Source organism: Streptomyces sp. NPDC051578, from assembly GCF_044454045.1.
In the GTDB taxonomy this organism is placed as follows: Bacteria; Actinomycetota; Actinomycetes; order Streptomycetales; family Streptomycetaceae; genus Streptomyces.
The window spans coordinates 360565-383641 of the sequence record NZ_JBITDH010000005.1; the positions used below are offsets into that span (position 1 = coordinate 360565).

Sequence of the window (23077 nt, forward strand, 5' to 3'; positions counted from 1 at the left end):
GCGGCCCGGGTCACGTCGCGTGGCCGCGAGCGCTGACCTGCGCCTTCGCGGGGCGGGTCGAGGAGCGTGCGGGGGGTCGGGCGAGGCGGAGGAGAGGGGTGTGCGTGGTGAGGACGGTTCGGAGGGCGGGGATGTCCGTCCAGGCGAGGCCGAGGGTGCGGGCGGCGTAGCGGAGGGTGACGTGGTCGGCTCCGTGCGCTGCTTCGCGGAGTGTCTTCATGGCCTCATCCCGGTCGAGGAAGGTGATTCCGCCGGCGGGCGGGTCCTGCCGGGGGGTTCGGGTGCGCTCGCTCTCCAGCCCGGGAATGCCGGTGAGCCGGTGGGATATCCCGGCGGCGGCGTCCAGGGTCGCCGGGTGCTCGTCGACGAGGGCCCGGGCGACCGGGTTGTGGCCGATGGCATCCCGGAGCGGCAGCGGGTACAGCCCCGGGGAGACCTCGGTGAGGTGGATGACGCTGTTGACGGTGCGGACGGCGCCGCGGGCGCCGTGGATCGCGGCGGCCCACAGCGCGGACGCCTCGGAGGGGTGCCAGGCCAGTGCGCGGTCGGCCGCTGCCGCCGCGTCCCGGTCGGGGACGAGGGGGCGGCTCGCGGCGAGGCGTTCGAGGAGGGGCCGCTCACCGATCTCTCCGTCGAGGCCGGGCCCCGCGACGTGGACGGTGGTGGGGATACCGGTGAGGTGGCACGCGGCGAGGGTGAGGGCGTCCCCGAACGGGCTGCACAGGCCGGGCTCGTCGCCGTGGGTCAGGATGTCGCCGCCGATGTCGACGATGCGGATCCGGAGGCTGCCCGCGGCTTCGGCCATGGATTCGATCTGCCGTGACAGACAGGGGAGCCCTCGGGCGGGGTCGAGGAGGAGCAGCCGGGCGGGCAGGTCCCGGGCGAGGCCGGGCATGGTGGATCCGGCCGGCCGGCGGGCGCGGGTGGCCGGTGTGAAGGCCGCGAAGCGGCGGCGCCCGCTGCCGTCGCCTTCGCGCAGGAGCCTGTCGAAGTCGCGCTCTCCGAGGGGGCGGGAGGTCGGGTCGACCTCGGGGCGCTCCCACGCGTAGGTGGCGATCAGCGGTGGACCGGCCGGACCGGCCGGACCGTCCGGGTCGGCCGGGTCGGCCGGGTCTGCCGTATTCGCCAGGCCGGCGGTGAGGGTGCGGGCGGCGATGAGCGTCCCCACGGGATCGCCACCGCCGCCCGCCGCGATGTACAGATCGCTCACGCGGCTCCCTCGCGCCCGCGCTCGTGCAGATCGATGCCGGTGATCCGTACGGGCGTCGCCCCCATGTTCCGCCGTGCCCGCTCGTTCGCCGCGTGGAGGTCCTCGTAGTACTCGCGGTCGAGGTCCTTGACCATTCGGGAGTAGAACATCCAGGACAGCACGTCGCGGTACTTGAAGCCCTTGGGGGTCAGCTGGACGCGGCGGCCGAGGCGGTGGACGAGCCCGTTGGACTCGGCAGCTTCGAGGACGGCCTCGAACTCGGCGGCGTGCTTCTGGTATCCGAAGCGGTCGAGCTCCGTGAGGTCGAGGTCGAACGTGTCGAGGACCAGGCGCTTGCGGACGATCTCCTCGCCGGTCAGTTCGAAGCCGGTCACGGGCGCGAGCTCGTGGTTCTTGGCCTTCTTGATGTAGTCGGCGGCCTCGGCCGTCGAGGGCTTCACGCTGCCGCACATGTAGTCGAGCACGCTGGTGTACGAGCGGGCGCCGACGCCGAGCCCGAGCAGGGGCACGCCGTGGAAGGTGAGCACCTTCTGGACGTACCCGCCGCGGCCGGGCTTCTTGTAGCGGACGGAGCCCTCCTGGACGTAGCCGTGGTCCAGGAAGGTCCGGCGGGCGTAGTCGTAGCGCTCGTACAACTCGGGCTGCCACATGTACTGGTAGGCGCCGGTCTTGGAGAACCAGGCGTCCGGCCGCACCGTGAGGAAGTAGGTGCTGATGGTCGTCGGCTGGAGTGCGGCCAGCTCGTCCACGCTCTGGCGCCAGGTTTCGGGGGTCTGCCCCGCGAAGCCCATGATCAGGTCGGTGGACAGGTCCGGCAGGCCGAGTTCGTGTGCGGTGCGGACGGCGCGGCGGATGACGTCCTCGTCCTCGCCGCCGCGGCCGGCTTCGCGGATCTCGCGCGGGACGAGGGACTGGATGCCGACGTTGGCGCGGGTGAGGCCCATGTCGATGAGGGCTTTGAACTCGTCGGGCGCGTCGGCGATCGACGACGGGGTGGCTTCCACGGCGACTTCCTCCGCCGTGGAACGCCAGTTGGGGTAGATCTCCCCGATGGTGTTGAAGATCTGCTCGAAGTGGCGGGGCTTGAGCAGGGCGGGGGTGCCGCCGCCGATGTAGATGGTCCGTAAGCGCCGGGCCTGGATGATCTCCGCATGATCGCGGATCTGGGTACAGAGGGCGTCGGTGTAGGCGTCGTAGACGTCCTCGTCGGTGCTGATGATCGTGTAGAGGTTGCAGAAACCGCACTTGCGGTCACAGAAGGGGACGTGCAGGTACAGGTTGAGCTCGGGGACCTGGTAGTTGGCGAGATCCCTCGCCCACACGTCGGGGATGCTCCACTTGCCCTCCGGGAGGGGGCGGTACGTGGAGCGGGGCGGGTACGAGTACTGGTAGGGCGGGATGACGCCCTGGTCGATGTGGTCGGCGAGCTGCTGGTGCAGGCTGCTGGTCACGATGTTGCCTTCCCGGACGGTTGCGGCCGCGAGTTTTCCCGGCCTGGCGATCCGATCACGGGACGCTTGTCCGATTCCATCGGGTGGGCCCACCAAATACCCCATGTCTACTGGTCAGTTCGTTGGTGATTGCTCCAAAGGCCGCCCCGATCAGGCGAGTTGTTTTCGTTCGTCAGGCCCATAGCCGCCACACCCGCCCCACGGCTTTGCTGGAGGAATGACAATCGGGGCGGGCCCGCGCGGGCCGGGAGTGCTGGTGGTCGAGCCGATGGGGAACGCGGGGCGTTTCCTCGTCGAGGCGGCCGGCCGGCTGGGTGTGCGCCTCTTCGCGGCCACCCACAAGGACATCCACGACGGCTATCCGGACTGGCTGCGGGCCGCGCTCGCGGGGGTGTGCGCGACGGACCTGACCGACATCCCGAGGGCCCTGGGGGACATGGAGGAGTTCTGCCGCCGTCACGGCATCGCCGCCGTGGCCCCCTGCTTCGAGCTGTTCACCCCGCTCGCCGCGCTGCTCGCCGAGCGGACCGGCCTGCCCGGCAACGATCCCCGGCTCGCCCGGGCGGCCAGGAACAAGATCCTGATGGGTGAGGTGTTCGCGGCCGCCGGGGTCCCGGCCCCCCGCTGGGCCGTCGCGCACGACGGCGCCGAGGCACACCGGGTGGCAGGAGCGCACGGGCTGGGATGGCCGCTGGTGGTGAAGCCCGCGGAACAGGGCGGCTCGTGGGGCGTGTCCGTGGTGGACGGCCCCGACCGCCTCGCCGAGGCGGTCGGCGCGGCCCGGCAGTACACGCACGCCCACCCGCACGGCCTGGAGCTCGACAGCCGGGCCCTGCTCCAGGAGTACGTCGCGGGGGACGAGTACTCCTGCGACACCGTGGTCGCGGACGGGGTGGCCTACCCCTTGCCCGTCGTCGCGAAGGACACCACCGAGGGCCGGTACCGCATCGAGACCGGACACACCTGCCCCTCCGGTCTGCCCGCCCCGCTGGTCAGGAAGGTGCAGCACACCGCGGCGCGGGCGGCGCTCGCCGTCGGCGTCCGCAACGGGATCGCGCACACGGAGCTGAAGATCCCTCCGGGTACGCAGACGCCGTACGTGATCGAGACCGGTGCCCGCCTGCCGGGGGACAACCTGTGCGAGGTCGTCGAGGCCGCGACGGGTGTGAGCGAAGCCGTCGCCCACCTCCAGGCCGTGCTCGGCCTGGTGCCCGACACCGCCGCCTCCCGTACGGACGCGGCGTCGATCCGGTTCCTGCTCCCGGAGCACGGCGGGGTGCTGCGGCAGGTGGTCATCCCGGACCTGCCCGGCACGCACAGCGAGGTGCACCTCCGGCCCGGTGAGGTGGTGCCGGAGCCGGTGGATTCGACCTGCCGGATCGGGCACGTGGTGGCCCGTGCGGAAACGGCTGACCGCGCGCGTGGACTGGCCGACCGGGTGGCTGCCCGGTCCCGAGTGGAAGTGGGCTGAGACCGGTGCGGAAGATCGCGTTCTTACGGTCGGTACACATCCGGCGCGCCGACCCCTACATCCAGCAGGCCGTACGCGCCCTCGCGGCCGACGGGATCGAGGCCGGGCTGTTCCACACCGGCGCAGCCGTCGGCGACGAGGACTTCCCCGGCTACACGGAACGACTCGATCGGGGGGTGACCCCGCGGGAGCTCGCGGCCGCGGTCGCCGCCTGGGGGGCGGATGCGGCGGTGTCGATCTCGCTGCCGTGCGAGAACGCGCTGCGTGACGCCGCGGCCAAGGCCTTCCTGGACGCCTCGGGCATCCCGACGGTGATGACACCGCTCGCGGCCACGATGCGGCTGGTGGACAAGTGGGAGACCAAGCAACTGTGCCGGCAGGCGGGGTTGTCGGTGCCGGAGGGCTTCCGCGTCGACTCCGATCTGCTGGCGGGGCGGGGCCTCGCGGTGCCCGGCTACCGCGACGCACTGCGCGTGGAGGCCGAACGGATCGGCTATCCGCTGATGTCGAAGCCCGTATGGGACTCGACCAGCATGGGCATCCGGCCCCTGCGCTCACCAGCCGATCTCGACGCCTACCTCGACGGCTACCTCGCACCCGGCTCGGAGGCTGCCCCGGCGGCGGTGCCGGCAGCGGCCTCTGCGGCGGTGCCGGCAGCGGCCTCTACGGCGGTGTCGGCCGTGGTGGAACAGGTCGTCGAAGGTGACCTGTGCAGCGTGGACATCGTGGGGCGCCCCGGCTCCTACCAGGTCCTTCCCCTGTGCTGGACCGGCCGGGCAGGGGCGGAGCCCGTGTTCACCTTCGCCGACCTGCGCTGGTGCGGCCCGCGCGCGGAGGCGGACGCCGCTTTCGCCGAAGTGGCCGACACACTGGCCGCGTTCTGCGGAAGCCTGGGAGTGCACGGGTCGGTCAACGTCGACATGATCTACACCGGCGGCCGGTTCGTGGTCCTGGAGGTCAACCCGCGCATCGGCGGCGCCACCACCCTCTCGTGCGCCGCGTCCGGCACCAACACCTTCACCTCCCTCGCCCGCTTGGCCCGCGGCCTCCCCTTCACCGGAGGCCCGGCACAACGGACCGGATGGGCGATCGAGTTCCTCGCCGGGGACGGCATCCCGCCGGCGGTGGCCGAAGAACTCCGCCGACGCGTCCGGGTGGTCACCGCGCACGAGCTGGTCATCGACGGCGCCTCCCACGGAGACATCGTGGTGATCACCCTCGCGGAAGGCGAGGAGGACCGGACCGTGAAGTCCCTGACGCAGCTGCACGAGGCGACCGGCTTCCCCGCGGCCGGTGTCATGGCCAAGATCAGCTCCCTGCTGAACCGGTGAGCGCGGCCACCGAAACCCGCCGCCCGCGCACCGCGGCGGATCGCCTCGGCCTGCCCGTGCTGCGCGGGCACGGACTGTTCATCACCGGCAACCTGATCGACTCCGTCGGCAACGGAATGCTCCTGCCGCTGGGACTGCTGTACTTCACCGACGTGCAAGGCCTGCCCCTGGCCCAGGTGGGCGCGGCGATGACGGCGGGACAGGCCCTCGCGCTCCCCGTCACGTTCCTCGCCGGACGGCTCATGGACCGCTTCGGGCCGAAACGCGTCGTCGTATGGGCGAACATCCTCTCCGCCGCCGGGTTCGCCCTGTTCCTGCTCGCCGGCCGGCCGTGGCACATCACCGGTGCGTACGTGCTCGTGCAGGCCGGCATCAACATGTACTTCACCGCGCAGCGCACCCTGATCACGCACGTCACACGGGCGGGCGAACGCCGTTCCTGGTTCGCGTTCACCGGCTCGCTGCGCAACATCGGGCTCGCCGCCGGGTCCGCCGCCGCGGCGGGCGCCCTGACCGTGTTCGGTAACGGCTCGCTGCGCTGGATGATCGCGGCCGATGCCGCCACCTACCTCCTGGCCGCCGCCTGCTTCGCCGCCCTCGCCACCGAGCCGCCGGAACCGGACGGCGCGTCGCCCACTGCCCTCGTGACCCGCACCGACGACACCCGCCGGTACCTGCTGCTCGTGGCCGTCAACATCCCCTACGTCCTCGCGCAGGCCGTCCTCGCCGTCCTCGTCGCCGTCTACACCACCCGCGCCCTCGGGCTCCCCGCCTCCGCGGCGAGCACGCTGTTCGTCGTCAACACCGTCATCGTCTCCGCGTGTTCGACGGCCGTCACCGCACACCTGGCGCCCAAGGTGCCCCGCCGCGCCGTGGCCGCCGGATACCTGGTCATGACCGCGGGGATGGGGGTGTTCGCGCTGCCCGCACTGCCCGGCGCCGCCTCCGCCGCCTGGGCGGCCCTCATCGTGGCGATCACCCTGTTCAGCGTGGCGGAGATCCTCCTCGGCCCGGCCCTGAGCGAACTGTCCGTCAGCCTCACCCCCCAGGCGGCCGGGGGCTTCACCCAGGGCCTCTACCAGTTCTCTTGGGCCGTCGGCATGGTCGCCGCCCCCGCCCTGTTCACCGGGCTGCTGGAGGCGGGCCCCCTCCTCCCGTGGGGTGTCGAAGCCGCCGCCTGCCTGGTCGGCGCACTCGCCGCGCCCGCCCTCAGAGCGCCCAACCGCCACCGCCGGAGGAATCCCCGTTGATCACGAGCATCATCGAGTCCATCCACGAGGTGCCCGCCGCCGAGTGGGAGCACCTCGCCCGGCCGGCCGGCCTCTACCTCTCCCACCGCTGGCTCGCCGGCGAAGAGGAGGACCCCACCGCCACCTGCGCGTACGCGCTCGTACGGGACCGCGCGGGCACCCTGCTCGCCGCCACCCCCCTCTACCTGGTGCGCGACGAACCCAACGACAGCTACCAGCCCGAGACCGTGCTGCCCCCGCACCTGCGGCCCCGCGTGATCGCCGGAGCGAGGCGCGGCTACCACAACACCCCGCTCACCGCCCCCGGCCTCGGCCCGGAGCGGCGCGACGCCTGCCTGGCCCTCCTGCGGGACGCCGTACGCCGCTTCGCCGACCACCACGGCACGACGCACTGGTGGCCCTACCTCACCACCCCGGCGGCCGCCCGGCTCGCCCCCCTCTACCCGGCTCCCGCCCTCCACCTGGAGGACGACGCACTCATCCCCCTCCCCGGCACGGGCATCGACGACTACATCTCCTCCCTGCCCTCACAGCGCCGCCCCGGCGTACGCCGCGAGCGCCGCGACTTCGCCTCGGCCGCCCTGGACGTGCGCCGGCAGCCGCTCGCGGACTGCTTCGAGGACGCCGGCGTCCTCCTCGCCGGCCACCAGCAGGACCACGGGCACGACCGGGACGGGATCGACGCGATGACGGCCCTGCTGAAACGGCAGGCCACGGCGATGGGCAGTGAAGCGCGCGTGGTGGCGGCCTACGACGGACACCGGATGACCGGCTTTTGCCTCTACTACCACTACGGGACCACGACGTGGATCCGCGCGGTCGCCTTCGACCGCAGCCACCCCGCACCCCACCTGTACTTCAACCTCATGTACTACCTGCCCGTCGAGGACGCCTACGCCCACGGCACGACCGCCCTGCACGCGGGCATGACGGCCATCGAGGCCAAACGCCGCCGCGGCGCCCGGGTGTCCGCCCTGTACGCCCTGGTCGACCGGCCCTCCGCCGAGCCGGAGCCTTCGCTCCGGAGGGGCTGACGGCCCTGCGCGCGGCCCGGGCCCCGCGTGGTGGATCTGGCCGCCGGGCGCGGGGAGCGGTCAGCAGCCGCCCGGTACGGGCGCGGTCCGGGCCTGCTCCCACACCGCCAGGAAGGCCAGCCTCAGGCAGTCCGCCAGCGCCGGGTGTTCGATGTACAGGGCGGTGGTGGCGCGCGTCCCGGCCACCGGGTCGGGCATGTCGCACAGCACCAGCGAGGCGTCCGCGACGATCAGTTTGAGCGGCAGGCTCGGAGCGAAGCGGGACTCCTCGCCCGCCGCGGCGAACCGGCGCACGTTCTCCAGTACTTCGCCGTCGCCGAGCGCGTCGTGGGTGTAGACCGCGCGGGCCGTTCCCCCGGCCCGACGCAGGCGGCGGACCGCCTTGATGCCCTCGTTGTTGGCCGGGGGAGCGACGAACGGCGGCTTGCAGAAGCTGAGCAGCTCCCGGGAGGCCTGCTCCTGGATGCTGTCGAACCGCTCGGCTATCGCCCGGGGGTCGCGCAGTACCTCGATGTAGTCGAGCGGATCGGTGTGGGTCCGCCCGTCCGTCCAGACCGGGAGCAGCGCCGTGGTGAGCGCGGCCGACACGGCGTTCAGCCGCTCCAGGGACTCCCGTTGGAGGGCCATCAGCCGGGCGAGGGCCAGTTCGGGAGCCACCGCGGAGAAGGCCGCGACCCGTCCGGGGCGCAGGACGGCGAGGCGTCGTCGTACGAGGGCGTCGAGTACGTCGTAGACGCGCTGGCGCGGTACGTCCGCTGCGCGGGCGGCCTCGGCGGCGGTGTACGACTCCCGCCGGACCAGGGCCAGGTAGACCCGGGCCTCGTACCGCGAGAGACCCAGGGACACCAGGTCGTTGACCGCGCCGTCGTCCAACTCCATGGCACGAAACGGTATACGCGGACATCACCGACCGAAAGCAAGCCTTTGCATTCGCCGGGTAGTCCCTTGGCCCGGCTTGAAATACCTTCATCGGTGGCCACCACTGCACGTGGTGGCAGTCCGCACTGATGAACTCGTGCCACTCACAAACCGCGTCGACCCTCCGTCCGGCATGCCCTGAAGCAGAAGCGTCAAGGCCGGGTGCCACGCATCCGGGATGTCATGCATCTGGGCCGCCCTATTGATATGTCATGCACCTGACATATCCCGACGGGGATCCCCCGGCGCGGCAAAACAACCCCCCATGGAGGGCAGTTCATTGCGCAACGCCCTGTCCCACCGCGCCGCCCGGCTGAGCCGCCGCGGCACGACCGCCTTACTCTCGGCGGTGGCCCTGATATCCGGCGGGATGATCGCCTTCGCCGCCCCGTCGGTCGCCTCGGCCGGACCCCACGCGACGGCGGGCACCGCCTCCGCCGCCGTGCACACCCAGCGGCTCTGCTCGGAGCCCGTCAAGGCCGGCTACATGGCCTGCCACGCGCTGGCCCGCACCGACGTACAGCAGCACATCGGCCTGGCCCCCGGCATCCTGCCCTCCGGCTACGGCCCCACGGACCTCCAGGGCGCGTACGCCCTGCCGGCCTCCGCGGGCGCCGGCGCGACCGTCGCCATCATCGACGCCTACGACGACCCGAAGGCCGAATCCGACCTGGCGGCCTACCGCTCCCAGTACGGCCTGCCGGCCTGCACCACGGCCAACGGCTGCTTCCGCAAGGTCGACCAGAACGGCGGCACCAGCTACCCGACCGCCGACGCCGGCTGGGCCGGCGAGATCTCCCTCGACGTGGACATGGTCAGCGCGGTCTGCCCGCAGTGCCACATCCTGCTCGTCGAGGCGAACCAGCCCAGCATGGAGGACCTCGGCGCAGCGGTGAACCGCGCCGTCGCCATGGGCGCCAAGTACGTCTCCAACAGCTACGGCGGCGGCGAGGACTCCACCGACCCGGCCTCCGACGCCTCGTACTTCAACCACCCCGGCGTCGCCATCACCGTCAGCTCCGGTGACAGCGGTTACGGCGTCGAGTACCCGGCGGCCTCGCAGTACGTCACCGCCGTCGGCGGCACCTCGCTCAGCCGCGCCGCCGGCACCCCCCGCGGCTGGTCCGAAAGCGTCTGGGGCACCAGCTCCGGCGGCAACGGCGCCGGTTCCGGCTGCTCCGGCTTCACCACCAAACCGTCCTGGCAGAGCGACAGCGGCTGCGCCAAGCGCACCGTCGCCGACGTCTCCGCCGTCGCCGACCCGGCCACCGGCCTCGCGGTCTACGACAGCTACCAGGCCAGCGGCTGGAACGTCTACGGCGGGACCAGCGCCTCGGCGCCGATCATCGCCTCCGTCTACGCCCTCGCCGGCACCCCGGCCGCCGGCTCGTACCCGTCCTCCTACCCCTACGCCCACACCGCGTCGCTCAACGACGTGACCAGCGGCGCGAACGGCTCCTGCTCCGGCAGCTACCTCTGCACCGCCAAGGCCGGCTACGACGGCCCCACCGGACTCGGCACGCCGAAGGGCACCGCCGCCTTCACCGGCGGCTCCACCGGCGGGAACACCGTGACCGTCACCAACCCCGGCAACCGCTCCACCACCGTCAACACGGCCGCCTCCCTCCAGATCCAGGCCACCGACTCCGCCAGCGGACAGACCCTCACCTACAGCGCCACCGGACTCCCGCCCGGCCTCGCGATCAACGCCTCCACCGGCCTGATCAGCGGTACGCCGACCACCACGGGCAGTTACAACGTCACGGTCACCGCCAAGGACACCACCAACGCCGGCGGCAGCGCCTCCTTCACCTGGACCGTCACCCCGACCGGCGGCAACTGCACCCCCGCCCAGCTCCTCGGCAACCAGGGGTTCGAGAGCGGCACCGCCCCCTGGACCGCCAGCAGCGGAGTGATCGACAACAGCAGCGGTGAGGCCGCGCACTCCGGATCCTGGAAGGCCTGGCTCAACGGCTACGGCTCCAGCCACACCGACACGCTCTCCCAGTCGGTGACCGTACCGGCCGGCTGCCACGCCACCCTCAGCTTCTACCTCCACGTCGACACCGCGGAGACGACCACCACCACCGCCTACGACAAGCTGACGGTGACGGCCAACTCCACCACCCTGGCCGGCTACTCCAACCTCGACAAGAACACCGGCTACGCGCAGAAGACCTTCGACCTGTCCTCCTTCGCGGGACAGACCGTCACGGTCAAGTTCAGCGGCACCGAGGACTCCAGCCTGCAGACCTCGTTCGTGATCGACGACACCGCGCTCAACGTCGGCTGACGCCGAGGGCGCAAGAAGGACCGGCGGGTCACCGTATCTCCACGGTGGCCCGCCGGCCCGTCGGCGGCGGACACACACCGGCCTGCGGCTGCCGGCGGCCGTGACGCTCGTCCGCGGGTCAGCCGCCGGAAGGGGCGAGGAGGACGAAGTCGGCGTTCGACGGGTCCAGGCAGACGGCGAGCCGGCCGACGCCCTCCGCGTCCTGCGGTCCCCTCTGCACGCTGCCGCCGTTCCCCGTGACCTCGGCGACCGCCGCGTCGCAGTCCGCGACGGCGAACACGGGGTGCCAGTACGGCCGTCCGCCCGTGAGGGTGAGGTGCTCCGCGGGCAGCTCCATGAGTCCGCCGTGCATGCGCTCCTCGGCAAGCCCGGCAGGGGTGATGAGGGTGTACGTCCCCCCGCCGCCGGGCAGCTCGGTGTCGCTGAACCGCCAGCCGAGGACGCCGCCGTAGAACTCCTTGGCGGCCCCGGCGTCGGTCGTGCACAGCTCGGTCCAGGACAGCGAGCCCGGCTCGTCCACCAGCTCGACGCCCGAGTCCTTCCCCGGCTGCCAGACGGCGAACTCTGCGCCCAGGGGGTCGCTGTACTGCGCCATCCGGCCCCACTCGCCGAGATCCCCCGGGGCCACCCGCACCGTGCCGCCGGCGCGCTCCACCGCCCGGGTCGTGGCGTCCGCGTCGGTGACCCCGTAGTAGATCATCCAGGCCGGGCGGGCACCCTCCTCGGTCCGGTACCGGCCCAGCCTGGCACCGGAGGCCGGCGCCCGCCCGCCGATATGACCTGAATGGCTCCTCGGGCCGCTGCCGCGCGGATACAGTCCGGCCAGTGGCGGTACGGGGACCAGGGGAGGGGCCGGCATGCTGGAGGTCGTGGCGCTCAGCGCGCTCACCGCATTTCTCACCGCGGTGGGCAACGGAGCCGCCGGGGAGATGGGCAAGCAGCTGCTGCTCTCGACCGGCTCGCTGGCCAGACGGACCATGGGCCGTCAGACGCCGCTGCCCACGGACCCCGAGGGCTGGCAGACACTGGCGGGCCACATCCACGCCCGCCTGGGCGACGACCGGCGGCAGGCCGGCGAGTGGTCGCTCCTCGTAGGAGGCCTCCCGGAGCACCCGGCGGGGTTGCCCGCCGCGAGCGCGATGCCCCCGGCATCACGGGACTTCACCGACCGCCAGAACGTCGTCAAGCAGCTGAAACGCGAGGCGACCCGCCCCGCGGCAGGGCGGCCGCGCGTCGCGCTGCTCCACGGGCCTGCGGGGATCGGCACCACCGCCGTGGCCCTGCACCTCGGCGCCCTGTGCCACGCACAGTTCCCCGATGGACGGTTTTACGTCGATCTTCGCGACACTCCCGGAGAGCTCGGACCGGCACCGGCCGCCGTCCTGCTGCGCCTGCTGCGGCAGATGGGCGTTCCACCGGAACGGATTCCGCCCACGGAATCGGGCCGGCAGCAGCTGTACCGGCAGCTGATCGACGGTCGCAGGATGATGGTGGTGGTCGACCACGCCTCGTCGGTCGCGCAGGTCCGCAGCCTCGTCCCGGCCACGCCCGACGTCTTCCTGCTGGTGGTCGTGTCCGGGCCGGCCTTCGCGTTCGAGGCGGAGCGGATCGAAGTGCCTGCCCTGAGCGACCGGTACGCAGTGCAGCTGATGCGGAAGGTCGCCGGAAAGGAACGGATCGCGCGTGCCACATCCCAGTTGCCGGACATGCTCGACCGTTGCGCGGGCAACGCCTTCGCCCTCAAGGCTGCGGCGGTGCGCCTCCGGGCCGAGGACGCGCGTCCCGGCCCGCCCGACCCGGCCGCCGAGGCGTGGTCGGGCCGCCATCCGGTGCACGACGCGGCCCGGAGCGCCTGCCGCCGGGTCCGGCCGGAGACGGCTCGGCTCTGCCGGTTGACGGCCCTGGGCGGCTGGCCCTCCGTCAGCGCGCGGATCGCCGCGGCCGCCGCCGGCGTCGCCGAAGGGGAGGCCGCCCGCATGCTGGACGAAGCGGCGGACGTCCAGCTGCTGGAACCCCTGCCCGACGGCCGCTACCGGTTCCGCCCCGAGGTGCGCCGCCACCTGGCGGACACGGCCGGCCCGGAACACGGGATCCCGGAGTGCTCGGCGGCGGTGACCCGGACCCTCGACGCCCTGCTGGACCAAGCGCTGCACGCCGCCCACGCCGCCCTGCCGCGGAGCTGGCGGACCGAGCCTGCGCCCGCGCGGGGAGAGGCGTACCGCGACGAAGCGGAGGGCGTGGCCGTACTCGTGGCCGAGGCCGGCAATCTGGTGCGTGCCGTGTCCGTGGCCCGCCGGTACCAGCACCTCACCACCGCCATGCGCCTGGGGCGGGCCCTGTGGCCGCTGCAGTTGAAGGCCGGGCACTGGGACGAGGTGCTGCCGGCGCTCCGGGCCGCGGCCCGGAGCGCGGACGAACACCGGCCGAACTCCCGCATGGCCGGCGCCCTGCACTTCCAGCTCGGCCACTGCCTGGGCGAACTGGGCCGGTGGGAGGAGGCGGACGAGGAGGCGCAGGCCGCTGTCGCATGTGAACGCGCGGCGGGACACCTGCGGGGCGAGGCCTCGGCCGTGGAGCTGCTGGGCCTGCTGAACCTGCACCGGTGGCTCTACGGGCCGGCCTACGAGCGGTTCGTCGAGGCGGAGCGGATCTACCGGCGGATCGCCCCCGGCCAGGAGGGTGCGCAGGACGTGCCCCGCGCCCTCGCACTCGCAGGGCGCCACCAAGGGCGCGCCCTGCGCGGCATGGGACGGCTCGACGAGTCACGCCGCCTGCTGGAGGAGGCGACGGAGTTCTTCGCGCGTCAGGCGGAGGCGTACAACCAGGCCCGCGCGCTCACCGATCTGGCCGAGACGCTCCACGACGCGGGCCGCAACACCGAGGCGCTCAAGAAGATCGACGACGCCGAACGGCTGCTCGACCCGGCCGCGGCTCCCCATCGGGGGTACCTGGCCGCCCTACGGCTGCGCTGCGAAGTCGCCGGGTAGCCGCGGACCCACGACCACCCGGTGCACGCCGCCCGCGGCGTGGATCCGCAGGACGCCGCCTCCTTCGGGCACGCATCCGCCGGCGGCCAGCCAGGCGTGCAGGGAAGAGGCGTACGCCGCCGGGTCCAGGTCCGTTCCCGGACCGGCGAGCAGCCGGAACACGCCGTGCGCCCGGGCGCGGACGGTGCAGGTGTGCGGTCCCGTCACATAGGCGGCGAGCGCGCTGCGCGGATGCCGCCGCAGCACCTCCGCCGTCCAGGCCTCGGGACCGCCCAGGCGGGGGTCGTCGGGCGGCCCGTCGCGGGTGATCACGTCGGCGAGCTCCAGGCTGCCGGGGTCGAGGGTGTCCTCGTGCACCGCGAGGTGTGTGGTGCCGCCGGCCCCGTAGGGGTGCTCCGTGGAGCGCTCGATCGTTATGTCCGTGCCGTGGACGCGGGTGCGTACGTGCAGGGGCGAGGTACGGCTCGGGGGATCGTACGGGGGCAAGGGCAGCGGCTCCAGCAGCGCCGGGCGCTCGGGCTCGGGAAGATCCATCAGCGTGTAGAAGTGCCGCCGCAGCAGGGCGGCCGAGGCGCCGGGAGCGGAGGTCGTGAACTCGGCCGGACCGGCGAGCGGACGGTGTCCGGCCGTCAGCTTCTCCACCTGCTCGCGCAGCGGGCCGTACGGGTCGAGCCGGGGCGCGTCCCGCACGAACGCGGCGAGCGGGGCTTCGGGGTCGAGCCTGTCCTGCGCGGCGGCCGCCAGGAGCACGGGGGTGCCGAGGGCCGCCGCGTAGTAGGTGACGGCCCCGAAGTCCCCGAGGACCACGTCCGCCGCCAGCAGGGCCTGCCGCCAGGCGTGCAGGGGATCGATCAGGGTCAGCCCGCTGCGGAGGGCCCCGTCCAGCCAGGCGCGGACCTGACCGGGACCGTGCCCGTACCAGATGTTGGGGTGCCAGGATCGCCGCGAGGCGGTAGTCGTCGGCCGGCAGCTCGGCGGCGAGCCGTGGGAGCAGGCTGGGCAGGACGTCCTGACCGCCGCCGCTGCCGAAGAACCCCTCCGCGTTCCAGGTGGAGTTGAGTACCACCAGCCGCTGGCCGCGCCGCACGCCCAGGGCCCGGCGGAACCGCTCACGGTAGGGGCGGGCGGCCAGCATGCGGTCGAAGCACGGATCGCCCGCGAGTACGGCCGCACCCACCGCTTCGGGGCATGCGCGGCGCAACCGCTCCAGCTGCTCCGGGTGGGACAGTACGAGGCCGTCCACGAACGGCTCGCTGTCCGCCAGGAGCCACTCGGGTGACAGACCGAACGTCGGCTCCCGGCTCCCGGCTCCCGGCTCCCGGCTCCCGGCTCCCGGCTCCCGGCTCCCGGCTCCCGGCTCCCGGCTCCCGGCTCGGCCAGCGTCTTAGTGTATCCGACCCCATGTGACAGCACGCTCAACTTCCCGTCTAACAAAGGTAGTTGACCGCCGAAGCTGGCGGAGACCGCGAGGTCGACCGGCGTCGCCAGTGCTTGCTCCCACGGCAGCACGGGCAGGCCCAACTCGGCGAACAACTCGCGGATCCCGCCCTGGAACGCGGAGGATCCGGTGGAGGTGACCAGCAGCTGTACGCGGAAGTCGTCGTGGAACAGCGGGAGCACGTCCAGCAGGCGTCCGGCGGAGGTGGTGTTGTGCACCACCAGCAGCACCCGGCGCAGTGCCGTCCGGCTGACCCACCGGTCGGATCCGTCCCCGACCGGTACGCGAATCGGCGGCGGTTCGACCGACCCCACTCTTCCCCCCTGAGCCTGCACAACGTGCACATTCTTGTGATCACCTTAGTCATCCGGGCGTGCGCGCGGCAGACGCGCGGCCCGACGGCCGGGTGTGGAGCCGCGCACGGGCGGGCGGAGCAGTAACGTCGGCGATGAGCAGGACCAGAAGGGCCCTGCCGTCCCACCGAGTTCTGTGAGGCGTTCCCGCATGAGCCTGAGCATCCGCAACCAGATCCCCGGCACCGTCACCTCCGTTACGGCCGGCGAAGCCATGGCGACCGTGAAGGTTCGTCTGGCCGGTGGCCAGGACATCACGGCCGCCATCACCGCGGACGCCGTCAAGGAGCTCGGCTTCACCGAGGGTTCCGCCGTCAACGCGCTCGTGAAGTCCACCGAGGTCGCCCTCTCGACCGGCCCGGTCGAGGGCATCTCCATCCGCAACCAGCTCCCGGGCACCGTCACCGACGTCGCCACCGGTGGCGCCATGGGATCGGTCAAGGTGTCCGTGGAGGGCGGCGAGCTGACCGCCGCGATCACCAAGGACGCCGTCGAGGCGCTGGGCCTGGCCGCCGGCTCCTCCGTGGTCGCCCTGATCAAGTCGACCGAGATCTCCCTCGCGTCCGCCTGATCCCGCTGGAGCCGCCGTTGAGGGCCCCCATCAGCCGGTGCGGGCCCTCGGGCATCACGGTCCAGCACGGCATCACGGTCCAGCACGGCGTCACGGTCCAGCGCGGCGTCACGATCCTCCACGGCGGCGGGGGCAGCGAACGCGGCCCGCCAGGCGTTTTCCCTGCCCCGGCTCCCCGGGCGCCCGACGCAGGACGGGCGTTCAATGGACGTATGCGACGCGACAACAAGCGCAGGGGGCTGACCGTGGCCGCCGGGCTCGCCCTGGCGGCCGGGACTTTCGCCGCCGCACCGTCGCCGAGCCCCGGCGGCCTCGACGTGACCAAGGCCCTGGACACGCTGGACTCGCAGGTGCGGGACGGCATGCGGCGCACCGGGGTGCCCGGCGTATCGGTGGCCGTGGTCCACGACGACAAGGTCGTCTACCTCAAGGGTTTCGGTGTCCGCAGCACTGCCTCCCCGGGGCGGAAGGTCGATCCGGACACCGTCTTCCAGCTCGCCTCGGTCTCCAAACCGGTGGCCTCCACCGTGCTGGCACAGGCCCTCGGCGCCGACGGCTTCGACGCCCCGCTGGCGGGCATCACCCTCAAGGACCCGTGGGTCAGCTCCCACGTCACCGCGGCCGACCTGCTCTCGCACCGCTCCGGCCTGCCCGACCACTCGGGCGACCTCCTGGAGGACCTGGGCTACGACCGGTCGTACATCCTGTCCCACCTGCGCTACGAGCCCCTCAGCCCGTTCCGCACCAGCTACGCGTACACCAACTTCGGCTTCACCGCGGCCGCCGAGGCCGTCGCCAAGGCCAAGGGCGTTCCCTGGGACAAGCTCTCCGAGGACCTGCTGTACAAGCCCGCCGGGATGACGCACACCAGCTCGCGCTTCAGCGACTACGAGAAGGCGGCCGACCGCGCCCTGACCCACGTCAAGACGGCCGACAGCACCTGGAAGCCGCGCTACGTCCGCGACGCCGACGCGCAGACCGCGGCGGGCGGCGTCAGCTCCAACGCCCGCGACATGGCCCGTTGGCTGCGCCTCCAGCTGGGCGGCGGAAAGATCGACGGCCGGCAGGTCATCGACGGCGCGGGTCTGGCCGAGACCCACGTCCCGCACATCATCAGTCAGCCCTCCGCCCAACCGAACGCCCAGCCCGGGTTCTACGGCCTGGGCTGGAACGTGCGCTACGACGACCACGGCCGGTTGCGGCTGAGCCACGCCGGCGCCTTCGCGCTCGGCGCCAACACCAACGTCACCCTGGTCCCCGCCGAGAAGCTCGCCATCGTGGTGCTCACCAACGGCGCCCCCACCGGCCTCCCCGACACCGTCGCCCTCGACTTCTTCGACACCGCCGAGTTCGGCAAGCCCAGCCGGGACTGGCTGCCCGTGGTGGCCGAGGCATACAAGCAGCAGCTCGGCGAGGGCCGCTCGAAGACCGACTTCGCCAAGCCGCCCGCCAACCCGAAGCCGGCCGGCGAGGACAGCGCGTACACCGGCACGTACACCAACCCGTTCTACGGGCGGGCCACCGTCACGGCCGGCCCGGGCGGCGGTCTGGTCCTGCACCTGGGGCCGAAGCCGCAGGTCTACCCGCTCACCCACTACGACGGGAACACCTTCAGCTTCGAGACCACCGGAGAGAACGCCATCGGCCGCACCGCGGTGACCTTCACCGACGGCAGGATGCGGGTGGAGTACCTGGACGCCAACGGCCTCGGCACCTTCCAGAAGGGCGGCCAGGTGTATTGATCCGCAGCGTTGTTCACGCGGCTGGCCTTGGCGAAGCCGGCGGTGCTCAGCCGCGGTGCGCCAGGCCGGACGTGTCCAGTGCCGCGCCGGCCTGTGCGGCGAGGGCGACGGCCACGACACGGGCCTGTCGGGACGGCAGGGGGCCGGGGACCGGGTCGAGGACGAAGCGGCCGTAGTAGTGCCCGCCGCCGACGGCGCGGAGCTCGGTCTCACCCTCCGGCCACCGCTCGGGCCAGTAGGCGGCTTCGCCGTCGCCCGACTCCAGGCCGAGCCACAGGCCGCCGTCGTGTTCCAGCCGGGGCAGGTGGCCCATGAGCGACCCGTACTCGAATCGGCAGGCGCGCAGTCCGAGCACGTCGATCAGGTCCCGGCGCACGTGCTCGACCACGACTTCGGGGGAGCCGCCGTCCTCGGCGAGGCGGCCGGTGGCCGCGAGCCGGGACAGGTGGGTGCCGTCGGTGACCACCACGCCTTCCAGACGGCGCACGCGCACCGCCGACTGCGAGACGATCAGGCCGACGATCAGGAGCAGGACAGCGGTCTGGACGTCGTCCCCGCCGGCGATGGAGAAGTGTCCGTACGGCCGGGTGAGGAAGAAGTCGAACCAGGCCGCCGCCGAGAGCGCCCCGAGGGCCCCGGCCGACCGGGTGCCGAAGGCGGCCACCGCGACCACCGCGACGACGAGGACGAGGGCGGCGTTCGTCGCTGAGAGGCCGGTGCGGAAAGGCACGAGTGCGAGGGCCACGAGGAAGGGGACGGCGACGGCCGCCGCCATCGCGGCCACGTCGTGGAGCCGGTACCCGGACATGGGACGCCTCCCGTCCGGAGGTGGTGGTCTTGGGGGCCCGAGGGGCCGGACCCGGTGCGGGCCGGGATCCCGTCCGGAGGGTCCCGCCCACCTCCACAGTGCCCGCGTCCGTCGCCGCGACGGCGTGATCGCGCGGCCTTTTGACGCACTCCATACGGCGACACGGCCATACGGCTACCCGGCTACCCGGCCATACGGCGTTACGGCGACGGACAGCGGTGACGACCCGTGGGGCGGGGCTTCAGCCGCCGATGTCCCGGCTGCGGAAGTCGGCCAGGGTCTCGCGCCGCACGAGCAGACGGGCCGTGCCGGCGTCGACCGCGACGACCGGGGGACGGCCGACCATGTTGTAGCCGGAGGCCATGGACAGCTGGTACGCGCCCGCCACCGGTACGGCGAGCAGGTCGCCGGGGTGGACGTCCCCGGGAAGCTCCACGTCGGCGGCGAGGACGTCACCCGCTTCGCAGTGCCTGCCCACCACCGTTGCGACGCACGGCCCGGCGGTGGAGCGGCGGCCGATGAGGCGGGGCGCGTAGCGCACCCCGTACAGGGCGGGCCGGGGGTTGTCGCTCATGCCGCCGTCCACGGCGACGAACACCCGCTCTCCGGTGCGCTTCACGGCGAGGACCCGGTAGAGCGCCACCCCGGCCGGTCCGACGACCGCCCGGCCGGGCTCGATGGCGAGCCGGGGCACGGCCAGCCCTGCCGCGGCGCAGCTCCCGATGAGTTCGGCGCGCAGCCGGCGGGCCAGCGCGGTGAGGTCCAGCACGGGGTCCCCGGGCCGGTAGGCGATGCCGTGCCCGCCGCCCATGTCCAGCTCGGGCAGCACGACACCGTGGGCGTCGCGGATCCGGGCCATCAGACCCACCATGCGGCGCACGGCGGCGAGGTACGGCTTGATCTCGGTGATCTGCGAGCCGATGTGGCAGTGCAGCCCCACCAGTTCGAGCCGCGGCTGGCCGAGGATCCGGGCGATGGCGTGCTGGGCGGAGCCGTCGGTGAGGGCGAGGCCGAACTTCTGGCCGTCGGTGCCCGTACGGATCTTCTCGTGGCCGCCGGCCGTGATGCCCGGCACGACCCGGACCATCACCTTCTGCGAGCCGCGGGTACCCACGGCGGCGGCCAGCCGGGCGATCTCGGACGGACTGTCGATGACGATCCGGCCCACGCCCAGCCGGAGCGCGGCCTCGATGTCGTGCGGCGACTTCGCGTTGCCGTGCAAGGTGATGCGGTCCGCCGGGAACCCCGCGGTGACGGCGAGTTCGAGCTCGCCCGCCGAGCACACGTCCAGCCCGAGGCCCTCCTCGTCGACCCAGCGGACCATCGCCCGGGACAGGAACGCCTTGGCGGCGTACAGCACTTCGGCGTCCGGGAACGCGCCTCGGTACACGCGGCAGCGGGCCCGAACCTCGCCCTCGTCCAGGACGTACACGGGAGTGTCGAAACGGTCGGCGATCTCGGTGAGTGACACCCCGCCGACGGCGAGCCCGCCGTGCGGCAGGCGACTGGTGGAGGCCGGCCAGACGCAGTGGTCGTCCGCGCCCGCGGTGACCTCGGAGGGAGCGGCTGTGGTCATGGAGTCCCCCTCAGGCGGTGCGGGCCGTGAGCCGGTCCGGCCGGTGGGTCGTGGCGGCGGCCGCGGGAGCCGACAGCGTCGGGTCCACCGTGATCAGCTCCGCGCCGAGCGGGCCGCACAGTTCCCTCAGCAAGGACTCGGACAGCCGGATGCACGCCTGGCCCTCGCCGAGGGTCGCGGCCAGCCGCACCGGACAGGTGAAGCCGACGGCCGTCCGCAGGCCCAGCGGGGTGCGGAACAGCCGGATCACCGCCCCGGCGCCGTCTCCCGGCCGGACGGGCACGTACAGGAGCCCGGCCGGGGTGCGTTCCTCGGGCTCGGGGTCTTCTTCGTACTGGAACAGGCACATGGGCTTCTCCCTGGGGAACCGCGGACGATGGGCGGCCCCGGTGCGGGGAGGCGGTCCGGGGCACGTGAGTGAAAGCTATCCCCGCTCCCGCGCCCCGCGGCCGGCCCCCTGACGCCTCCTTGACGGGCACCGGCCGACTCCATACACATCACTGACGTCGGCCGGGCAGCGGGGCCAGGAGGGAGCCGAGGACGCGGGCGAGCCCGCCCCACGAGGGACTACATCCGCGTGGGCGGGGCCCAGCTAGCGGCAGTTGCGGAACGTGTCGGAGCCGAAGGCGCTCCGCGCGGCCGGCAGCCCGGACGAGACGGCCCACAACAGCGGTGGCAGCAGCGCGCGTCGACGCCGGGCGGGGGAGACGGGACGGGCGCTGGTGGTGGTCGTCGCCGCCGTCCCGGTGACGGCCTGGCCGGGGTCGTGCCCGATCCCCCATGCCGAAACCCCCGCTCGTGGATCTCCGTGCACACGGGCGAGTCTGCCGTGTGCACGGGCGAGTAATCCGGGCGCCGCCGGCCTCCCCTGCTGCGGTACCCCGCCCTGTGGCCGATACTGCGAGTGACGGGCCTTGCGGGGGCAGTGCCGCCCGCCGAGCACGGGAGGCGGTGGGCGAATGCGTCCGGATGACGGTGAGGTGCCCGCGCGCTCCCCGGCCTCCGGCCGGTACGGGAGGGCGGTGTTCCAGCCCGGGCGGGCCGGGGAGGACGAGCGCATCGACCTCGGGGCGCTCACCTACGACGACATCACCATCGCCCGCCTGCGGGAGCTGGGCGCGGGGCCCGGGTGGAGCTGCCTCGATGTGGGGGCGGGCACCGGGAGCGTGGCCCGACGGCTGCTGGGGGAGCTCGGCGTCACGCGGGTGCTGGCCATGGACCGCGACACCCGGTTCCTCGCCGCCCGCCCCGAGCCCGGTCTCGACCTCCTGGAGGCGGACCTCACCGACCCCGGCTTCGATCCCGGGCGGTTCCACCTGGTCCACGCCCGCTTCGTCCTGATGCACCTGCCCGCCCGGCAGCGCCTGATGGCGGCCCTCGCCGATCTGCTCGTCCCCGGCGGAGTGCTGGTCCTCAGCGACGCGTTCGACCCGGCCTCCGACACCGCCCCGCCGAGCCCGTACACCCGGGCCGTGCAGGCCATGTGGCAGGGCCTGCACGACACGATCGGCACCGACGTCTCCTGGACGCCGCGCTACCCGCAGCTGCTGCGCGGGGTGGGGCTGGAGGCCGTGGCCGCCGAGGTCCACGTCCCGCCGCTGGTGCCGGGCTCCGCCATCAGCCGCTTCTGGGCGGGAACGTGGGACCGGGCGAGGGAGGCGATGACGGCGACGGGCCTGGTGGACGACGCGGACATCGACGCGGCGATCCGCTACCTCGACTCTCCCGACTGCGCCGACCTGTCCCCCGGCATGATCACGGCCTGGGGCCACCGCCCGGAACCCCGGACCCCCACCGGCTGAGCCCCACCCCAAGCCTCCACGAGCGCACGCACGGAGGGCCACCGGCTCTCCGGCTCCGGCGCGGTGGCCCGCCCGACGACGGCCAGCCGACCGGGGCTGCCCCGCCACCGCGCCTCCTCGTCGCCGGCGTCGAGAAGCAGCCGAAGCGCCCGGCCGAGGTTGAACACGGTGGTCCGGGCGTCGATCACCGCGCCCCGCACGAACTCCTCGGGCGCCATGTACCGCCGTGACCCGGGCAGCCGTTCGCCTTCGACGGTGAACGGCCCCGGCCGGTACTCGTCCAGGTCGCACAGCATCATGCGGTGCGAGTCGAAGTCGTACAGCAGACAGCCGTCATAGAAGTCGACCGCCACGAATCCGGCCTGCTCGACGGCAAGGTGCGCATCGAGGACGGACGCGAGCGCCGCCTCAACCCGCGACAGTGCCAGCCCCCTGAACCGGGCCATCGGACTCCCGGCCACCGTCCGGCCACCGTGGCGGGACCTCGTCGGGTGGTAGAGCACCTCGCCGCTCATCCACGGGTAGACGAGTGCCAGGCCGGTATCCGTCGTGAAGGTGTGCACCAGCGGCACGATGGCCGGATGGGACACGGCATGGTGGACCGCCACCGCCCTGCGCAGTGAGGAGACGGTGTCCGGTGTCGAAGCGGTCTTCACGAACCAGCGGCCACTGCCGGCCGCGAGCCCGTAGGAGGTGCAGCCCGAGTCCTGGTCGTCGAACGTCCGGAAGACCTTCCCCAGCGTGTCGAGTAGCGGCCTGGTGGACGCGGTGTGCGTGACGTGCTGGAACGGGTGGGTCATCACTCCTCGATGGTGTCACGTCCGTCTCGTGGCGACGCAGTG

At 72.9% G+C, this 23077-nt stretch carries 20 protein-coding genes; 10 read left to right on the top strand and 10 right to left on the bottom strand.

Annotation, left to right across the window (positions count from 1 at the left end; all coding sequences use genetic code 11):
* Positions 1 to 10 precede the first annotated feature (10 nt).
* A complete protein-coding gene (locus ACIA6C_RS23310; RefSeq protein ID WP_399278559.1) occupies positions 11 to 1210 on the bottom strand; it encodes a DUF1152 domain-containing protein in 1200 nt (399 codons plus the stop codon).
* Entirely contained in the window at positions 1207 to 2661 is a 1455-nt protein-coding gene (locus ACIA6C_RS23315) for a coproporphyrinogen-III oxidase family protein (RefSeq protein ID WP_399278561.1), read from the bottom strand. Before ACIA6C_RS23315 ends, ACIA6C_RS23310 begins: the two co-directional genes overlap by 4 nt.
* 217 nt (positions 2662 to 2878) lie before the next feature.
* Between ACIA6C_RS23315 and ACIA6C_RS23320 the strand changes: the two genes are divergently transcribed.
* The 4 genes from ACIA6C_RS23320 to ACIA6C_RS23335 are packed head-to-tail and all read left to right on the top strand — an operon-like array spanning position 2879 to position 7747.
* Positions 2879 to 4132 carry an ATP-grasp domain-containing protein gene (locus tag ACIA6C_RS23320; RefSeq protein WP_399278563.1) on the top strand — a complete coding sequence of 418 codons (1254 nt, stop codon included), beginning with the start codon at positions 2879 to 2881 and terminating at the stop codon, positions 4130 to 4132.
* 5 nt (positions 4133 to 4137) lie between these two features.
* A complete protein-coding gene (locus ACIA6C_RS23325; protein WP_399278565.1) occupies positions 4138 to 5463 on the top strand; it encodes an acetyl-CoA carboxylase biotin carboxylase subunit family protein in 1326 nt (441 codons plus the stop codon).
* Entirely contained in the window at positions 5460 to 6713 is a 1254-nt protein-coding gene (locus ACIA6C_RS23330; RefSeq protein WP_399278567.1) for an MFS transporter, read from the top strand. The genes ACIA6C_RS23325 and ACIA6C_RS23330 overlap by 4 nt, the downstream gene beginning before the upstream one ends.
* Positions 6710 to 7747, top strand: a complete 1038-nt coding sequence (locus ACIA6C_RS23335; protein ID WP_399278569.1) for a peptidogalycan biosysnthesis protein — start codon at positions 6710 to 6712, stop codon at positions 7745 to 7747. The genes ACIA6C_RS23330 and ACIA6C_RS23335 overlap by 4 nt, the downstream gene beginning before the upstream one ends.
* A gap of 60 nt (positions 7748 to 7807) precedes the next feature.
* On the opposite strand, the gene ACIA6C_RS23340 is transcribed toward ACIA6C_RS23335, so the two are convergent.
* A complete protein-coding gene (locus ACIA6C_RS23340) occupies positions 7808 to 8626 on the bottom strand; it encodes a TrmB family transcriptional regulator (protein WP_399278571.1) in 819 nt (272 codons plus the stop codon).
* 304 nt (positions 8627 to 8930) lie between these two features.
* Here ACIA6C_RS23340 and ACIA6C_RS23345 point away from each other — a divergent pair, with 304 nt between their 5' ends.
* The gene (locus ACIA6C_RS23345) at positions 8931 to 10958 is read left to right on the top strand and encodes a putative Ig domain-containing protein (protein WP_399278573.1); all 2028 of its coding nucleotides are present in this window, start codon (positions 8931 to 8933) and stop codon (positions 10956 to 10958) included.
* 118 nt (positions 10959 to 11076) lie between these two features.
* Here ACIA6C_RS23345 and ACIA6C_RS23350 read toward each other — a convergent pair whose 3' ends face one another.
* Positions 11077 to 11817 carry a VOC family protein gene (locus ACIA6C_RS23350; protein ID WP_399278575.1) on the bottom strand — a complete coding sequence of 247 codons (741 nt, stop codon included), beginning with the start codon at positions 11815 to 11817 and terminating at the stop codon, positions 11077 to 11079.
* Between ACIA6C_RS23350 and ACIA6C_RS23355 the strand changes: the two genes are divergently transcribed.
* Entirely contained in the window at positions 11816 to 13945 is a 2130-nt protein-coding gene (locus ACIA6C_RS23355; protein ID WP_399278577.1) for an ATP-binding protein, read from the top strand. The two genes, ACIA6C_RS23350 and ACIA6C_RS23355, sit on opposite strands and share 2 nt — an antisense overlap.
* On the opposite strand, the gene ACIA6C_RS23360 is transcribed toward ACIA6C_RS23355, so the two are convergent.
* The gene (locus ACIA6C_RS23360; RefSeq protein ID WP_399278579.1) at positions 13916 to 14752 is read right to left on the bottom strand and encodes a hypothetical protein; all 837 of its coding nucleotides are present in this window, start codon (positions 14750 to 14752) and stop codon (positions 13916 to 13918) included. The two genes, ACIA6C_RS23355 and ACIA6C_RS23360, sit on opposite strands and share 30 nt — an antisense overlap.
* Positions 14753 to 14867: 115 nt before the next feature.
* Here ACIA6C_RS23360 and ACIA6C_RS23365 point away from each other — a divergent pair, with 115 nt between their 5' ends.
* From ACIA6C_RS23365 to ACIA6C_RS23375, 3 genes are all read left to right on the top strand, one after another.
* The gene (locus ACIA6C_RS23365; protein WP_399278581.1) at positions 14868 to 15224 is read left to right on the top strand and encodes a hypothetical protein; all 357 of its coding nucleotides are present in this window, start codon (positions 14868 to 14870) and stop codon (positions 15222 to 15224) included.
* Positions 15225 to 15887: 663 nt separating this feature from the next.
* A complete protein-coding gene (locus ACIA6C_RS23370; RefSeq protein ID WP_366080150.1) occupies positions 15888 to 16307 on the top strand; it encodes a TOBE domain-containing protein in 420 nt (139 codons plus the stop codon).
* 212 nt (positions 16308 to 16519) lie between these two features.
* A complete protein-coding gene (locus ACIA6C_RS23375; protein ID WP_399278583.1) occupies positions 16520 to 18049 on the top strand; it encodes a serine hydrolase in 1530 nt (509 codons plus the stop codon).
* A gap of 46 nt (positions 18050 to 18095) precedes the next feature.
* Here the strand turns inward: ACIA6C_RS23375 and ACIA6C_RS23380 are convergent, their stop codons facing one another.
* The 4 genes from ACIA6C_RS23380 to ACIA6C_RS23395 form a co-directional block, all read right to left on the bottom strand.
* Positions 18096 to 18857, bottom strand: a complete 762-nt coding sequence (locus ACIA6C_RS23380; RefSeq protein WP_399278585.1) for a DUF4118 domain-containing protein — start codon at positions 18855 to 18857, stop codon at positions 18096 to 18098.
* Positions 18858 to 19098: 241 nt separating this feature from the next.
* Complete coding sequence (lysA, locus tag ACIA6C_RS23385) at positions 19099 to 20433, bottom strand: diaminopimelate decarboxylase (protein WP_399278587.1); 1335 nt, start codon at positions 20431 to 20433, stop codon at positions 19099 to 19101.
* A 10-nt stretch (positions 20434 to 20443) separates the two neighbouring features.
* Positions 20444 to 20782, bottom strand: a complete 339-nt coding sequence (locus ACIA6C_RS23390) for an SAV_915 family protein (RefSeq protein WP_366080154.1) — start codon at positions 20780 to 20782, stop codon at positions 20444 to 20446.
* A 243-nt stretch (positions 20783 to 21025) separates the two neighbouring features.
* On the bottom strand, positions 21026 to 21247 hold the full coding sequence (locus tag ACIA6C_RS23395) for a hypothetical protein (RefSeq protein ID WP_399278589.1): 222 nt from the start codon (positions 21245 to 21247) through the stop codon (positions 21026 to 21028).
* A gap of 145 nt (positions 21248 to 21392) precedes the next feature.
* Here ACIA6C_RS23395 and ACIA6C_RS23400 point away from each other — a divergent pair, with 145 nt between their 5' ends.
* Complete coding sequence (locus ACIA6C_RS23400) at positions 21393 to 22235, top strand: class I SAM-dependent methyltransferase (RefSeq protein WP_399278591.1); 843 nt, start codon at positions 21393 to 21395, stop codon at positions 22233 to 22235.
* Here the strand turns inward: ACIA6C_RS23400 and ACIA6C_RS23405 are convergent.
* Positions 22145 to 23035, bottom strand: coding sequence for a serine/threonine protein kinase (locus ACIA6C_RS23405; protein ID WP_399278593.1), 891 nt, complete (start codon positions 23033 to 23035; stop codon positions 22145 to 22147). The genes ACIA6C_RS23400 and ACIA6C_RS23405 overlap by 91 nt on opposite strands.
* Positions 23036 to 23077: the final 42 nt, after the last annotated feature.

Excerpts from the sequence above, each read along its gene's own strand:
- ACIA6C_RS23320 (WP_399278563.1), top strand. The coding sequence starts at position 2,879 with ATGACAATCGGGGCGGGCCCGCGCGGGCCGGGAGTGCTGGTGGTCGAG.
- ACIA6C_RS23340 (WP_399278571.1), bottom strand. The coding sequence starts at position 8,626 with ATGGAGTTGGACGACGGCGCGGTCAACGACCTGGTGTCCCTGGGTCTC.
- ACIA6C_RS23345 (WP_399278573.1), top strand. The coding sequence starts at position 8,931 with ATGGAGGGCAGTTCATTGCGCAACGCCCTGTCCCACCGCGCCGCCCGG.
- ACIA6C_RS23355 (WP_399278577.1), top strand. The coding sequence starts at position 11,816 with ATGCTGGAGGTCGTGGCGCTCAGCGCGCTCACCGCATTTCTCACCGCG.
- ACIA6C_RS23350 (WP_399278575.1), bottom strand. The coding sequence starts at position 11,817 with ATGCCGGCCCCTCCCCTGGTCCCCGTACCGCCACTGGCCGGACTGTAT.
- ACIA6C_RS23365 (WP_399278581.1), top strand. The coding sequence starts at position 14,868 with ATGTTGGGGTGCCAGGATCGCCGCGAGGCGGTAGTCGTCGGCCGGCAG.
- ACIA6C_RS23370 (WP_366080150.1), top strand. The coding sequence starts at position 15,888 with ATGAGCCTGAGCATCCGCAACCAGATCCCCGGCACCGTCACCTCCGTT.
- ACIA6C_RS23375 (WP_399278583.1), top strand. The coding sequence starts at position 16,520 with ATGCGACGCGACAACAAGCGCAGGGGGCTGACCGTGGCCGCCGGGCTC.
- ACIA6C_RS23380 (WP_399278585.1), bottom strand. The coding sequence starts at position 18,857 with ATGTCCGGGTACCGGCTCCACGACGTGGCCGCGATGGCGGCGGCCGTC.
- lysA (WP_399278587.1), bottom strand. The coding sequence starts at position 20,433 with ATGACCACAGCCGCTCCCTCCGAGGTCACCGCGGGCGCGGACGACCAC.
- ACIA6C_RS23390 (WP_366080154.1), bottom strand. The coding sequence starts at position 20,782 with ATGTGCCTGTTCCAGTACGAAGAAGACCCCGAGCCCGAGGAACGCACC.
- ACIA6C_RS23400 (WP_399278591.1), top strand. The coding sequence starts at position 21,393 with ATGCGTCCGGATGACGGTGAGGTGCCCGCGCGCTCCCCGGCCTCCGGC.
- ACIA6C_RS23405 (WP_399278593.1), bottom strand. The coding sequence starts at position 23,035 with ATGACCCACCCGTTCCAGCACGTCACGCACACCGCGTCCACCAGGCCG.